This is a genomic window from Kitasatospora sp. NPDC096140, from assembly GCF_040303045.1.
In the GTDB taxonomy this organism is placed as follows: domain Bacteria; phylum Actinomycetota; class Actinomycetes; order Streptomycetales; family Streptomycetaceae; genus Kitasatospora.
The window spans coordinates 1-14,620 of record NZ_JBEOUW010000038.1; the positions used below are offsets into that span (position 1 = coordinate 1).

Consider the following 14,620-nt stretch of genomic DNA (forward strand, 5'->3'; position numbering starts at 1 on the left):
GGGCGCCGTTGGCAGTCTGAAAATCACCCGCAACGCCCCTCTCCGGGCCACCCCCTGCGCCGCCCCCGTCCGTCCCCGCAGCGCGTCCCTCTCGCGGGGGAGGGAGGAGGGGAGCGCTCTCGCTGGGGAGGGGTGGGGGGCTGGGGGAGGGGGAGCACTCGCGCTGGGGGCGGCTTCGGGGGTGGGTGCGGCGGGGTGGGTTCGTCCGTTCGGGTCATGCGTGTCCGTTGGCCGGATTGTCCGGCGTGGCGGGGGGAGACTGCGAGCGGATGGGGGCGGTGCGGCGGAGGAGGAGGAGTGGTGGCGGGCACGGACGAGGCGGTGGCGGCCTGGGTGCCGGGTGCGCGCGGGGCGGACGGGCTGCCCCGGCACGGTGTGGACCGGGCGACGTTCCTGGCGATCGCGGGCGCTCGCGGTGGGCCGGAGGCCGTCCGGCTGTTGCGTGCGGGGCAGTTGAGCAAGCGGGCGCTGCTGCTGCTCGCGCTGCGTCGGGCTGTGCCGGACCACGAGGGCTATCGCGAGGCGTACGCGCGGGTGCGGGCGCTGCAGCGCGAGGACCGGGCGGGGTGGGAAGAGGTGTTGCTGCGGCCGGAGTTGGATGCCTGGGCGGCCGACTGTCTGCGCGGTGTGGCGGCGGGTGCGGAGGGTTCGTCGGGCGGGCCGGGCGAGTTGGGGGACTTCCTCCGGGCCGACGTCGGCCGGAGGCTGGTGCTGGAGTGTGACGGGTTGCGCTGGGCGCCGTCGGTCGATCACGTCGGGCCGCGCCGGGTGGACTACGGCCGCCCGCCGGCCGGGCCGCTGACCGACGCGGAACTCGCCTGTTGGGAGGAGAGGTTGGCCGGCGCCTGGCGGATCCTGGTGCGCCGCCACCGGCGGCACGCGGAGGCGGTCGCGGCCTGCGTCACCACGATCGTCCCGCTCTCTCCCGCCCCCGGCGGGGAGGCGGTCAGTGCCGCGGCCCGCCGGGCGTACGGGGCGGTGGCGGCCTCGTTGCCGGAGGAGCCGGTGCTGCTGGCACTGGCATTGGTCCACGAGTTCCTGCACGTCCAACTCGGCGCCCTGCTGGACCTGGTGCCGCTGCACCGCCCCAACGGTCCGGCCGTCTACCACGCCCCCTGGCGGCCCGACCTGCGGCCGGCCGGGGCGCTGCTGCAGGGCACGTACGCGCACCTGGGGGTCGCGGACTTCTGGTGTGCGGAGGCTGCCGCGGGCGCGGATGCGGGCCGGGCGGAGCGGGAGTTCGTGCGGTGGCGGGGGCACAGTCTGGCGGCTGCGGACACGCTGCTGCACTGTGGTGAACTGACGTTGCACGGGCGGGAGTTCACCGAGGAGCTGGTGCGTTCCGTGCGGGAACTGGGTGGCGGTGCCGGTCGGCGGGCCTGAGGTCGGTGCTCCGGCCGGCGTCCGCGGGTGGGGGGAATCAACCGGAGGACTCGAACGCTTACCCGGGTGCTTACCCCGGCGGTGCGCTTCGGCGCGCGCCAGGGCGAAGTGCGCGACCGCTGTCCGGGTGAAAAACTCGGGGCTCCGAGCCCGTTGTACGACGTCGGCCGCCTGGCGGGCCCGACGTGAGTCCAATGTGAGTCGACAACGTGCCGCGCGGAGCCTCCGCGGGCACTACATTGGGTCGCAACTGGGTGGGCTTACCCACCCTCGGCAGGTCCTAACCGCGCCTAAGGAAACGAATATGACTCCGGTAACCAGCACCAGGCCGGCCGGCAAGCTCACTGACACTCAGGAGACGCCGGAACGCCCGTCCCTCGCCGATCTCGCCGCCCTCGGGGCAGAGGAACTCGCCTCCCGCCTCCAGCGCGCACTCCCCGGCGCGGAATCCGGCCTCGTGCCGGTCGCGGCCTTCAACTCCTCGATCTGACCCGGCCCGTACCGCCGGGCAGGACCAACCGAGCCGATCGATCCGAACGGATCTCCGAAAAGTTCCATGACGACGTCAACTCCGCTGCCCCTGACGCAGTTCGTGGTCAAGATCCATAGCAGATGTGATCTCGCTTGTGACCATTGCTACGTCTACGAGCACGCGGACCGCAGCTGGAGCTCCCGCCCGAAGGTCATCGCGGACGGGATCCTGGCCAAGGCCGCCGAACGCATCGGCGAGCACGCGGCCGCCCACCGGCTGCCCGCCGTCCGGGTCGTCCTGCACGGGGGAGAACCCCTGCTCGCCGGCCCGGACCGCTTGCGCCGCGCCGCCGAGGCGTTCCGGGCGGCGCTTCCGCCCGGCTGTGCGCTCGACCTGCGCATCCACACCAACGGTGTGCTGCTGAACCGCGCCTTCTGCACGCTGTTCGCGGAACTGGACCTCAAGGTCGGCATCTCGCTGGACGGCGACAAGGCCGCCAACGACCGCCACCGGCGCTTCGCCGACGGGCGCAGCAGCCATCCGCAGGTGCTGCGGGCGGTCGCGCTGCTCAACGAGCCCGAGTTCCGGCACCTCTTCGCCGGGCTGCTCTGCACGATGGACGTCGAGAACGACCCGGTGGCGGTGTACCGCGCCCTGGCCGAACTCCGTCCACCCGCCGTCGACTTCCTGCTCCCGCACGCCACCTGGGACGAGCGGCCCAAGCGCCCCGCCGCCCTGGGCGCCACCCCGTACGCCGACTGGCTGCTGACCGTCCACCGGCTGTGGGAAGCGGACGGGCGGCCCTTCGCGGTCCGGACCTTCGAATCCGTGCACCGGACCCTGCGCGGGTTCTCCAGCCTCACCGAGTCGCTCGGGCTGGAGCCCTCGGACCTGGCCGTCCTGGAGACGGACGGCACCTTCGAGCAGGCCGACAGCCTGAAGACCGCGTACGACGGCGCGCCCGCCACCGGGCTGAACGTCTTCGCGCACAGCCTCGACGACCTGGCCCGCCACCCCGGCATCGCCGCCCGCCAGTCCGGCCTGGCCGGACTGAGCGAGGCCTGCCGAGCCTGCTCCGTGGTGCGCTCCTGCGGAGGCGGGCTGTACGCCCACCGATTCCGGAGCGACGATGGAGGAGGCAGCTTCGACCATCCCTCCGTCTACTGCGGTGATCTCATGACGTTCATCAACGGTCTTGCGGGGAGCGCCGGTTCGGCTGCCGTGCCGCCCCAGGGCGGGCAGCAGCCCGCCCCCGAACCCGAGCTGCTGCCCGGTGCGCTCACGTCGTCGCAACTCGACGAACTCGCGCGGGGCTACGGCGGCGCGGAGACGGTGGCCGCGCTCGGACGCTCCCAACTCGCCCTCACCCGGGCGATGCTGGCCGCCGCCTGGGACGCCTCCGGACAGGGGCGGCCCGAGGCGTGGGCCCTGCTCTCGGAGCTGGACGTCGAGGCCCCCGCCGCCGTCGACGCCGTCCTCGCGCACCCGTACGCCCGAGCCTGGGCGGCCCGACGGCTCGCCGGGGACCTGGCGGTCGGGCTCGGCCCGCTGGCCTCGCTGGCCGCGGCCGCCGCGGTCCGGGCCGGACGGGGGGACGCGGTCGCGGTGCCGGTGCGCGGCGGGTGGCTGCACCTGCCGACGCTCGGGCGGATCGCCCTGCCCGACGGCGAGGCGGTGGTCACCGGGTGCGCGGACGGCTTCGAGGTGCGGGCCGGCGACGGCACGGTGCGCACGGCCCTGGACGAGCCGCTGCGGCGGGTCCGGCTGGCCGGCGGCTGGACGGTCGCCCTGGAGGACGCCGACCCGCTGCGCGACTGCCACGACCACCCGGTGGCGGACCGGCTGCCGGACGGCGAACTGCTCGACTGGACGGGCGCGTTGCGCGAGGCCTGGGAGCTGCTCGGGCGGGACCTGCCCGGGTACGCCGAGGGCATCCGGACCGGACTGACGACGGTCACCCCGTTGCGGCCGGGCCCGGCGGGCCGGGACGTCAGCTCGGCGGCCCGGCAGGCGTACGGCGCGGTCGGCATCGCCCGGCCGGCCACCGCGCCGACGCTCGCACTGCTGCTCGCGCACGAGTTCCAGCACGTCAAACTCGGCGCGGTGCTCGACCTGATGGACCTGTACGACCGCGCCGACACGGCGCTGTACTTCGCCCCCTGGCGGCCCGACCCCCGGCCGCTCGAAGGGCTCCTCCAAGGCACCTACGCCCACCTGGCCGTCACCGAGTACTGGGGCACCCGAACCCTGGCGTACGACGGGCTGCCGGGCGAGGCCGCCGACCGGGCGCGCGCACAGTTCGCGCTCTGGCGGCGGTACACCGCCGAGGCCGTGGAGCGGCTGGCCGAGTCCGGCGCCCTGACCGGGACCGGCTTGCGCTTCGCCGACGGCATGCGTGCCACCGTGTCACCCTGGCTCGCCCTGCCGCTGCCCGCCGCCGCCGAGCACGCGGCCGACCGGGCGCGACGGGAACGGGCCGGAGTCTGACCTCCCACTCCGCCCTGCCCCGGGACCTCCCTCACCCCGGGGCACTCAACCCCGGGGAACCGTCATCCTCACCGAACCGCGAACCGGCAGCGTCGCCGTCGCAGACCCCGTCCGGCCACCCGTCGCCGCATCCGTCACGCCGGCCGTCCGTCCTCATATCCGCCCGCTCTCGCGCGAGTTCGCCGACCTCGGGGTCCGCGCGGGCACGGTGCTGCACGTCCAGGCGTCCCTGCGCGCGCTCGGCCCGGTGCCGGGCGGGGCCGCGGGCGTGATCGACGCCCTGCTGGACGTGCTGGGCCCCGAGGGCACCCTGGTCGCCTACACGGCCACCCCCGAGAACTCCGCCACCTCGCGCATCCACCAGTCCGCCACCGCCGGTCTCTCCCCGGCGGAAGTGGACGACTACCTGGCCGGGATGCCGAGGTTCGACCCGGCCGCCACCCCTGCGTCACCCACCATGGGAAGGCTGTCGGAGGCGATCCGGACGTACCGGGGCGCGTGCCGCAGTCGCCACCCGCAGACCTCCTGGGCGGCGGTGGGCCGTCGAGCGCAGGAGATCACCGGCAGTCACCCGGACGAGTGCCACCTGGGCTTCGACTCCCCGCTGGGCCGGCTCTACGACCTGGACGCCCGGGTGCTGATGATCGGCGTACCGATGAACCGTTTCACCGCCTTCCACCTGGCCGACCTGCGGATGCCCGACGTCGCCGTCCGCCAGTACCGCTGCGTGGGGGAGCACGGGTGGACCGCCTTCGAGGCACCCGACCTGGACGACCTCCACTTCGGCGCTCTCGGCGAGGAGGTGCTGCAGGCCGCCCGCGGAATCACCACCGCGCGCATCGGGGGCGCGGACTGCCGCCTGATCCCGGTCCGGGAGTCCGTCGACCTCGCGGAGCGGATCCTGCGCCGCACCCGCACCCGCACGGGGCCCCGTACCTGAGCCCGCGCTGGCGGGGGCGCGGGCGCCCGAGCGCGCAGGGTATAACTGGCATCGCTCTGCGTGCTCGGTGTGTCTCTGGAGGTCGAGGAAACAGTGGCGCGGGATCTGAAGGCGGTCGTGGCGATCGCAGCCGTCGGTGCGGCACTGGCGCTGGCACCTGCGGGGAGCCCGGGCGGTGCACCGCAGCGGATCGGCTACTTCTCGGACTCGCCGCTGCCCGAAGGGAACGTCCCCCTGACGCGGCTGCCTCCGGAGGCCCGACCGCAGCCCGCCTCCCCGCGCCCCCGGAACGCCGGGGCGCGGGGCAGGGAGTAGGGGTAGGGAGTAACGGGTGGGGCGGCCGATGATGCCGTGACGGATTCCGGCACCGTCAGGCGAGTTCGCGGACCGCGGCGGCGACGGCCCGGAAGTCCCGGCGCAGGATCTTGGAGTGGTTGCTCGGGACCTTCGCGCTGACCGTGATGTTCGGGTTGCGGGCGAGCACGGCGCCGAGGCCGGCGCGGAGCCGTTCCATCACCTCGGCGTCGCCGCCCAGGTTGCCGCCGGTGGCCAGCACATAGCGGGTCGGCACGGTGATGCGGTCGAAGACCGGGTCGAGGGCGGCGGGCGCGCAGAGTTCGTTGAGCTCGATGTTGATCTCGGCGTGCTGGGCGGCGCTCATCCGGGCGGCCATGCCGAGCCGGCGGCAGATCGGGAACAGCGGGCTCAAACGGCGGAAGAGCTTGCGGATCCGGGCCTTCGTGGCCTCGTCGAGCCACTCGTGTGTCATCGCGCCGTCCACGGACACCGCCCCCAGCACCCGGTCCGGGTTCCGGGCGGCCCAGTGGACGGCGAGCATGGCGCCGTAGGACCAGCCGACCAGGACGGCCTTCTCGACTCCCCGCGCGGCGAGGACGGCGTCGAGGCTGCGGACCGAGGACTCGAAGGAGTAGTCGCAGGACGTCCCCGACTTTCCGCGGGCGCGCTCGTCGAAGGTGATGTGCCGGTAGCCGTCGCCGAGTTCGGCGATGACGCGCTTCCAGTGCGACCGGTCGGCGTAGGAGCCGTTGAGGTAGACGACCGGGGTGCCGGGGCCGCCGGTGTCGGTGACGGCGAGGGTGGTGTCGTCGACGGGGACCGTGCCGCTCCAGGCGGACGGGCGGGCGGTCGTCTCGGTGCTCATGGGGTGCCTTCCTGTGGCCGCTGGGGACGGAGGGGGGACGGGGGAGGGGGTCAGAGGCTGCGGGCGGTGATGTCGCCCTGGGCGGTGGTGGCGCGGATGTCGAGGGTGGTGGTGCCGTCGTTGCGCAGGGCGTTGGTGATGCGGCCGTGGCCGGTGGCGGCGTCCAGGGCGGCGGAGGTGCCGGGGGCGGTGTCGACGGTGATGTCGCCGAGTTGGGTGCTGAGTGCGAGGGTGCCGCGGTGGGCTTCGGTGATGCGGATGTCGCCGCGGGCGGTGCTGATCTCGGCGGGGCCGGTGAGGCGGCCGATCTCCACGTCGCCGTCGACGGCGGTGAGGCGCACGCTCGCGGCCTCGTCGATCTTGATCCGGCGGTGGGCGCCGTCGAAGGCGAGGGCGCCGAGGCGGCCGACGACGCGCAGTTCGGCGGAGGCGGCCTCGGCCTCGACGTCGGAGCCGGCCGGCAGCTGGACGGTGACCTCCACCGAACCGGGGCCGAGGAGCTGGTTCCCGGCCTCGGGCACCCGGATGCTCAGGACGCCGTCGGTGTAGGTCACGGTGGTCTGCTCGGCGGTCCGGACGTCGCGGTTCCTGCCGGGGTCGGCGGGGCGGACCTCGACGGTGGTGTCGGGGCGGTCGGCGGCGATCAGCTGGACCCGGCCGGCCGGGACGTTCAGGACGGCGGTGATCGCGGCGGGGGTGTCGAAGGTCTGCATCGTGCTCTCCGGTGTTCGTCGGTGTTTCTGACGATGGAAAAGCTACGTTGCGTTCAAAGGTCAGGCAACAGCTTCGTTGCTTCAAATGGCCATCGCTGCAGGTGAAAGCGGAGAAATCGTTGCGCTGGGCGCAGGCTTAACGCAACGACCCTCACCCCTTGCGTTGCAATGGGATGAGGGTGAACGCTCTGCGGGCCGCTGTTACGGCGTCACGGGCTCCAGTCGCAGCCGCTGGAGGGGCCAGGGCGCCGGTGCGGCGGGGCCGAACCAGAGGCGGACGTCCTCGCCGGTGCGCACGGGCAGCCGGGGGAAGTCGTTCTCGGCGTGCTCGGTGCGGTGCAGCGCGTGATGCGAGCTCAGATTCCCTTCGGCATAGGCCTCGAAGGCAGCGGCAGTGGCAGCGGTGGCGCCGGCATCGACCTCGACCTCGACATCGGGACGGCGAGCGCCGAGGCGGCAGATGGTGGCGAGCACCTCGCGGGTGCCCGGCGGCGGGGTGAAGCCGGGGCCGCGCAGCAGCAGGACGTCGTCGCTGTCGACCATGGTGGCGTTGGCCGCGTCGCGGTGCGCCTGCCAGACCGGGCCGCCGTAGAACGCCTCCAGTGCGCGACGGCGCTCGGGCATCGAGGGGAAGGCGCGCAGCCAGACGAAGCGGTCCGGGGCGTCCAGGTCGCGGAAGCGGCCGCCGACGGTGATGCCGACCGCCTGCTGCCCGGTCACGAACTCGCGCTCGAACAGCTCGATCAGGGTTTCCCGCGCGCCGGGGTGCAGGGTGTACTGGCGGAGCTCGACGATGGTCATGCGCCGCAGGTTAGGGGTGGTCCCCTGACATCCCCCGTCAGTGGATACTGGCGCCATGCGCGCGAGTCGGCTGGTCACCCTGCTCCTGCTGCTGCAGAACCGCGGCCGGATGACGGCCGAGCAGCTGGCGGGGGAGCTGGAGGTCTCCGTCCGCACGGTCTACCGGGACGTCCAGGCGCTCGCCGCGGCCGGCATCCCGCTCTACGGCGACGCCGGGCACGCAGGTGGCTACCGGCTGGTGGACGGCTACCGGACGCGCCTGACCGGGCTGACCGCGGACGAGGCGCAGGCCGCCTTCCTCGCCGCGCTCCCGGGTGCCGCCGCCGAGCTGGGCCTCGGCGGGGCGCTCGCCGCCGCCCAGCTCAAGCTGCGGGCCGCCCTGCCGGCCGGACTGCGCGAGCAGGCCGGGCGGATCCAGGAGCGCTTCCTGCTCGACGCCCCGGGCTGGTACGGCGACGCGGACGACACCCCGCACCTGGCCGGTGTCGCCGCCGCGGTGTGGGCGCGACGGGCGGTGGTCCTGCGGTACCGGCGCTGGCGGGCGCCGGAGGAGGTCGAGCGACGGGTGGAGCCGTACGGGCTGGTGCTGAAGGCCGGGCGCTGGTACCTGGTCGCGGCCGGGTCGGCCGGGCTGCGGACGTACCGGGTCGATCAGATCATCGGACTCCGGGAGCAGGACGAGGAGTTCGTCGTACCGGACGGGTTCGACCTGGGCGCGTACTGGGCGGACTACCTGGACGACTTCCGGGCGCGGCTGCACACCGGGGAGGCGCTGGTCCGGCTCACCCCGGAGGGCGCCCGCCGCCTCGGCGTGGCACCCGCGGCCGGGGGAGGCCGGACGGAGGCCCGGGTGCCCATCGAGTCGGTCGACCACGCGCACGGCGAGTTCCTGCGGCTCGGCACCGACGTCGAGGTACTGGAACCGGCCGAACTCCGCGACCGCATCGCCGCCACGGTACGGGCCCTGGCCGCCCGCTACACCGCGTGAGGCGGACGGGCCGAGGAGCGGAGCGAGGGTACTGCTCCTGCAGCGGAGGCAGCAGCATCGTTTCGGTCATGTCAATTCGTGCGGGTCGTTGTGCTATTCCATTGGGGTGTCAGTCGTTCCTACACTGAAGCCCCGCCGCACGGGGGCTGCGGGAGGCAGGTTGCCGACGGGCCCGGGGGAGGCGCGTGTGACTGACCGGGGCTGGGACGAGGACGACACCCGGCCGTACTTCTTCCTCTCCTACGCGCACACCCCGAAAGCCGGTGCGCGTGGCGCCGGCGACCCCAACCACTGGGTCCGGCAGCTGTACCGGGACCTCTGCGAAGCGGTGCTCCAACTGACCACCGTGCCCGACGGGGTGCCGGTGGGCTTCATGGACGAGTCCATGCACCAGGGCGAGTTGTGGGCCGACCGGCTGTCCGACGAGCTGGCGAGCTGCCGGGTGTTCGTCCCGCTCTACTCCCCCCGGTACTTCAACAGCGTGCCGTGCGGGCAGGAGTGGCACGCCTTCACCCGCCGCCCCGTCTACCCGGCGAACCTCGACTCCGAGCGCACCAGCGGCATCGTCCCCGTGCTGTGGGCGCCGATGAGCCGCTACCGGCTGCCCAAGGTGGCCAGTGAACTCCAGTTCAACCACGCGAGTTTCGGCCCCGACTACGCCACCGAGGGCCTCTACGCCCTGATGAAGCTCAGCTACTTCCGCTCCGCGTACGAGCTGGCCGTGCACCGCCTGGCGGCCCGGATCGTGCAGGTGGCGGAGGAGACCGTGATCCCGATCGGGCGGCGGCTCGAATTCAACGCCCTGCCCAGCGCCTTCAACGTCACCGCGCCCACCAAGCAGCTGCGGATCTCCGTCCTCGCCTACCACCAGGGCGAGCTGCCGGCCGACCGCAACCCCGACTACTACGGCGAGCGGCGCACCGACTGGCACCCGTACCGGCCGGTCGGCTCGCCCATCGCCCAGCACGCCGTCCGGCTGGCACGGCAGTTGGGCTTCCAGCCGACCGTGCACGAGTTCGACGACGAGGTCGAGTCGATCCTCGGGGGCAACGCCGAGGCCCCCGGCCTGCTGCTGCTCGACCGGTGGGCGCTGCGCGACCCGCACCGGCGCGAGCTGGTGCGGCGCTTCGACCGCTCGGACGCCACCTGGGTGAGCGTCCTGGAACCGTGGAACGCCGACGACCCGGAGTGCGAGGAACAAGCCGGTGAACTGGGCGACCTGAGCGACGACGCCCTGCGCATCACCCGGCGCGCGAGCCGCCCCAGCTTCCTCGGCGCCACCGGCCCGACCGGGCTGCACTCGCTGGAGGACTTCGACGACGCACTGCCCCGCGCCGCGATGAAGGCCAAGTACGCCTTCGAGGGACGCACCAGGGCCGAACCCGAGGAACCGCCACCGCCCAGGCCCAGCCTGCGCGACGCGTTCCGGCGCGGGGGAGGCGGCTACGGACCGGACGGATCCGGGCCGGACCCCTTCGACGAGGACCGGAACCAGGGCAACGGCCGGGGCGCCCGGGACGACGGCCACCGTGACCCCGGCCACCGCGACCGCCCCGGCGAGCGCACCGGCCACCGCAACGACCCGTACCGCGAGCACGACCCGTACCGCGACGACGGCGATGACCCCGATGACGGGATGGCGCCCCTGGGAGGACGAGGAAACCGATGACCGAGAACCGCACCAGGAACCTCCGCCTCGGTGGCCTCACCGCGGCCGACCTGGCCGACCGGCGGGAGGCCGAAAGGCAGGCCGCGGAGCAGGACCGCAACGGCCGGATCATCACCTTCTACTCCTACAAGGGCGGCACCGGCCGCACCATGGCCCTCGCCAACACGGCCTGGATCCTGGCCGCCAACGGCTTCCGGGTGCTCACCGTGGACTGGGACCTGGAGGCGCCCGGCCTGGCCAAGTTCTTCCACCCCTTCCTCGACCCGGCCTCGCTCGCCGGGACCACCGGGATGATGGACCTGATCGCCGAGTACCGCGAGGAGGCGCTGCGCCCGGTCGAGCACGCCGAGGGCTGGCACCTGGACTTCGCTCGGGTCCACCCGCACGCGCTGTCGCTCACCTGGCCGCACTTCCCGGCCGGCGGCAGCCTGGACTTCCTCTCCGCCGGCCAGTTCAACCGGGACTACTCCGAGGCCGTCACCCACCTCGACTGGGACATCTTCTACGACCGCTTCGACGGCGGGCAGTTCTTCGACGCCCTCAAGGCCGACATGGCCAAGCGCTACGACTACGTGCTGATCGACTCCCGCACCGGCCTGTCCGACATCGCCGAGATCTGCACCGTCCAGATGCCCGACGACCTGGTGGTCTGCTTCACCCTGAGCGACCAGTCCATCGACGGCGCCTCCCGGATCGCCCAGCACATCCACGACCGCTACCGCGAGCGCGGCATCCGCATCCTGCCCGTCCCGATGCGCATCGACGAGGGCGAGAAGGAGAAGGCGGACGCCGGCCGCGCGCTCGCCCGGGTCCGCTTCGACGGCCTGCCCACCGGCCTGGGCGGGGAGGAACTCGCCCAGTACTGGGGCTCGGTGGAGATCCCGTACCGGCCGTTCTACGCCTACGAGGAGATCCTGGCCACCTTCGGCGACCAGACCGGCACGCCCACCTCGATGCTGGCCGCCTGCGAGCGGCTGACCTCCACGATCACCGAGGGGCGGGTCTCCGGCCTGCCGCCGGTGGACGAGGCGGTACGGCTGCGCTACGTGGACGCGTTCACCCGCCGCCGCCCGTCCGTCCCCGCCGACCTCTACCTCTCCTACGTCCCCGAGGACCGGATGTGGGCGGACTGGATCGAGTCCGTCCTCACTCGGGCGGGCTTCCGGGTGCTGCCCCGCGACCTCAGCGCCGGCACCGACCCGCGCGAGGAGACCGAACGCGGCATCGACTCCGCCTTCCGGACGGTCGCCGTGCTCTCGCCCGCCTACCAGCGCTCCCCGCAGGCCCGGGCGCTGTGGGAGTCGGTGGTCAGCTCCGACCCGTCCGGCACCCGGCGCCAGCTGCTGCCCGTCCGGGTCGGCGACGTCCGGCTCACCGCGCCGTTCAGCAACCGCAACCCCGTCGACCTGGTCGGCCGCGACGAGACGCAGTCGATCCAGAGCCTGCTGCGCGCGCTCGGCCGCGGCGACGCGCCGCTCGACGACGCCCCCAACGGCGGGCCGCGCTTCCCCGGCAGCAAGCCGTCGGTCTGGGACGTCCCGCCCCGCAACCCCTCCTTCACCGGCCGCTCCGCCGTCCTGGAGCAACTGCGCAACCAGCTGCGCGGCGGAATGGCGGCCGTCCTGCCGACCCCGCAGACCCTGTACGGGCTCGGCGGCGTCGGCAAGACCCAGGTGGCGCTGGAGTACGCCCACCGCTTCATGTCCGACTACGACCTGGTGTGGTGGATCGACGCCGAGCAGACCGAGCTGGTCGCCCCGGCGCTCGCCGAACTCGCCCGCCGGCTGGGCCTGCGGGTCGGCGACTCGGTGACCGAGGCCGCCGAGGCCGCCCGGGAGGCACTGCGCCGCGGCGTGCCCACCTCGCGCTGGCTGCTGATCTTCGACAACGCCGACGAGCCCGCCGAGATCCGCCGCTTCTTCCCCGGCGGCTCCGGCCACATCCTGGTCACCTCCCGCAACCAGGCCTGGACCGGGCACGCCGAGGCGCTGGAGGTCGACGTCTTCACCCGCGGCGAGAGCGTCGAGCACCTGTGCCGGCGCGCCCGCAGCCTCTCCCGGCCGGACGCCGACCGGGTCGCCGAGGCGGTCGGCGACCTGCCGCTGGCCGTCGAGGTGGCCGCCGCCTGGCTGGACACCACCGGCACCCCGGTGGAGACCTACGTCGCCCAGCTGCACGCCGAGGCCGCCCGCGCGCTGGCCGTCGGCCGCCCCGCCGACTACCCGACCCCGGTCGCGGCGACCTGGAACGTCTCGATCGGACGGCTGCGCGAGCAGTCCCCGGCGGCGGTGCGGCTGCTGCAACTGTGCGCCTTCTTCGCACCCGAGCCGATCTCGATGAACCTCTTCTACAGCGACCAGATGATCAGGGCGCTGGTGAAGTACGACGCCGACCTCAGCGACAAGTTCATGCTGGGCAAGGTGATCCAGGCGATCGGCCGGTACGCGCTGGCGAAGGTCGACGCGGGCAGCAACAGCTTCCAGGTGCACCGCCTCGTCCAGGCGGTGATCCGGGCCGGGATGACCGCCGACGAGCAGGAGGTCGCCGTCCACGAGGTGCACCGCATCCTCACCGGCGCCCGGCCCGTCCTCGGCGACACCGACGACCCGGCCAACTGGCCCGCCTTCGACGAGATCTGGCCGCACCTGTCGCCCTCCAAGGCGCACAACTGCGACGAGGCGGACACCCGCCAGCTGCTCATCGACCGGGTCCGCTACCTGTGGAAGCGCGGCGAGCTCGACCGCGCCCGCGACCTCGGCCACGCCCTCGACGCGGAGTGGACCAGCAAGCTCGGCGAGGACGACCGGCAGACCCTGCTGCTGCGCTTCCAGCTGGCCAACGTTCTCCGCTCCCAGGGAAGTTACGCCGAGGCGCTGGCGCTGGACGAGGCGACCCTGGAACGGCAGCGGGCGCTGCTCGGCGAGCACCACCCGTACACCCTGATGACGGCCGGCTCCCTCGGCGCCGATCGCCGGGCGCTCGGCCGGTTCCAGGCCGCGCTCGACCTCGACCGCGAGATCCTCGACCAGTTCCGCGAGTTGTTCGGCGACGACAACCCGCGCACGCTCTCCATGGCGAACAACCTGGCGATCGACTACCGGCTGGTCGGCGAGAGCGAAGCCGCCCGCGAACTCGACCAGGAGACCCTCGACCGGCGCACCGCCGTCCTCGGCCCCAAGCACCCCTACACCCTCATCACCAAGTCCGCCCTCGCCCGTGACCTGCGTGAACTGGGCGACTACCGCGGCTCGGTGGAGCTGCTCCAGGAGGTCACCGCGGACTTCGGCGACGGGCTCGACCCCGGCCTGCCGGAGAGCCTGCGCAACGCCAAGTCGCTGGCCGTCTCGCTGCGCCGGATGGGCCAGCTCGCCGAGGCCCGCCGGATCACCAAGGAGACCTACGAGCGCTACCTGGAGCGCTACGGCGCCGACGCCCCCGACGCGCTGGCCTGCGCGCTCAACCTGGCCGCCGACCACAGCGCGTTCGGCGACAAGGAGGCCGCCCGCGACCTCTGCTCCACCGTCTTCGAGGGCCACCGGCGGCTGTTCGGCGACGAGCACCCGTTCACCCTGGCCTGCGCCAACAACCTCGGCATCTACCTGCGCGGCAGCGGCGACGTCCAGGGCGCCATCGAACGCGGCCGGCTCACCGTCGAGGGACTGACGCGCTCGGTCGGGCCCGAGCACCCGTACACCCTCAACGCGATGATCAACCTGGCCAACGCCTACGGCGACGACGGGCAGCTGACGCTCGCCGAACAACTCGGCCGGGCCGCCCACCAGGGCCTGTGCGAGCGCTACTCGGCGCAGCACCCGGACGCGGTGGCCTGCGAGGCCAACCTGGCGGTCACCCTGCGGACGGCCGGCCGGCACACCCAGGCCGCCGAGCTGCGCGCGCGGTCGATCGCCGAGCTGATCCGGCAGTTCGGCGAGGAACACCCCAACACGGTGTCGGCGCGCGGCTGGAAGCGGATCAACCGCGACCTGGAGCCGCAGCCGGTGTGAG

General features: G+C 73.4%; 10 protein-coding genes. 7 read left to right on the forward strand and 3 right to left on the reverse strand.

Going from position 1 to position 14,620, the window contains the following annotated elements:
* Nucleotides 1–300: 300 nt before the first annotated feature.
* The 4 genes from ABT048_RS31140 to ABT048_RS31155 all read left to right on the forward strand — a co-directional run bounded on the left by ABT048_RS31140 (nt 301) and on the right by ABT048_RS31155 (nt 5,282).
* Nucleotides 301–1,383: an aKG-HExxH-type peptide beta-hydroxylase gene (locus tag ABT048_RS31140; protein ID WP_350524896.1), complete on the forward strand. Its 1,083-nt coding sequence runs from the start codon at nt 301–303 to the stop codon at nt 1,381–1,383.
* A 304-nt stretch (nt 1,384–1,687) separates the two neighbouring features.
* The gene (locus ABT048_RS31145; protein WP_350524897.1) at nt 1,688–1,873 is read left to right on the forward strand and encodes an FxSxx-COOH-like cyclophane-containing RiPP peptide; all 186 of its coding nucleotides are present in this window, start codon (nt 1,688–1,690) and stop codon (nt 1,871–1,873) included.
* A gap of 66 nt (nt 1,874–1,939) precedes the next feature.
* Complete coding sequence (locus tag ABT048_RS31150) at nt 1,940–4,342, forward strand: FxsB family cyclophane-forming radical SAM/SPASM peptide maturase (protein ID WP_350524898.1); 2,403 nt, start codon at nt 1,940–1,942, stop codon at nt 4,340–4,342.
* 208 nt (nt 4,343–4,550) lie between these two features.
* Entirely contained in the window at nt 4,551–5,282 is a 732-nt protein-coding gene (locus ABT048_RS31155; RefSeq protein ID WP_350524899.1) for an AAC(3) family N-acetyltransferase, read from the forward strand.
* Nucleotides 5,283–5,652: 370 nt separating this feature from the next.
* Here ABT048_RS31155 and ABT048_RS31160 read toward each other — a convergent pair whose 3' ends face one another.
* The 3 genes from ABT048_RS31160 to ABT048_RS31170 form a co-directional block, all read right to left on the reverse strand.
* Nucleotides 5,653–6,444: an alpha/beta fold hydrolase gene (locus tag ABT048_RS31160; protein WP_350524900.1), complete on the reverse strand. Its 792-nt coding sequence runs from the start codon at nt 6,442–6,444 to the stop codon at nt 5,653–5,655.
* Between the two features lie 50 nt (nt 6,445–6,494).
* Nucleotides 6,495–7,157, reverse strand: coding sequence for a DUF4097 family beta strand repeat-containing protein (locus tag ABT048_RS31165; protein WP_350524901.1), 663 nt, complete (start codon nt 7,155–7,157; stop codon nt 6,495–6,497).
* Nucleotides 7,158–7,358: 201 nt separating this feature from the next.
* Complete coding sequence (locus ABT048_RS31170; protein WP_350524902.1) at nt 7,359–7,958, reverse strand: NIPSNAP family protein; 600 nt, start codon at nt 7,956–7,958, stop codon at nt 7,359–7,361.
* A 55-nt stretch (nt 7,959–8,013) separates the two neighbouring features.
* Between ABT048_RS31170 and ABT048_RS31175 the strand changes: the two genes are divergently transcribed.
* The 3 genes from ABT048_RS31175 to fxsT all read left to right on the forward strand — a co-directional run bounded on the left by ABT048_RS31175 (nt 8,014) and on the right by fxsT (nt 14,619).
* Nucleotides 8,014–8,946, forward strand: coding sequence for a helix-turn-helix transcriptional regulator (locus tag ABT048_RS31175; RefSeq protein ID WP_350524903.1), 933 nt, complete (start codon nt 8,014–8,016; stop codon nt 8,944–8,946).
* A 187-nt stretch (nt 8,947–9,133) separates the two neighbouring features.
* Nucleotides 9,134–10,615: a TIR-like protein FxsC gene (locus ABT048_RS31180; protein WP_350524904.1), complete on the forward strand. Its 1,482-nt coding sequence runs from the start codon at nt 9,134–9,136 to the stop codon at nt 10,613–10,615.
* The gene (fxsT, locus tag ABT048_RS31185; RefSeq protein ID WP_402807499.1) at nt 10,612–14,619 is read left to right on the forward strand and encodes an FxSxx-COOH system tetratricopeptide repeat protein; all 4,008 of its coding nucleotides are present in this window, start codon (nt 10,612–10,614) and stop codon (nt 14,617–14,619) included. The genes ABT048_RS31180 and fxsT overlap by 4 nt, the downstream gene beginning before the upstream one ends.
* Nucleotide 14,620: the final 1 nt, after the last annotated feature.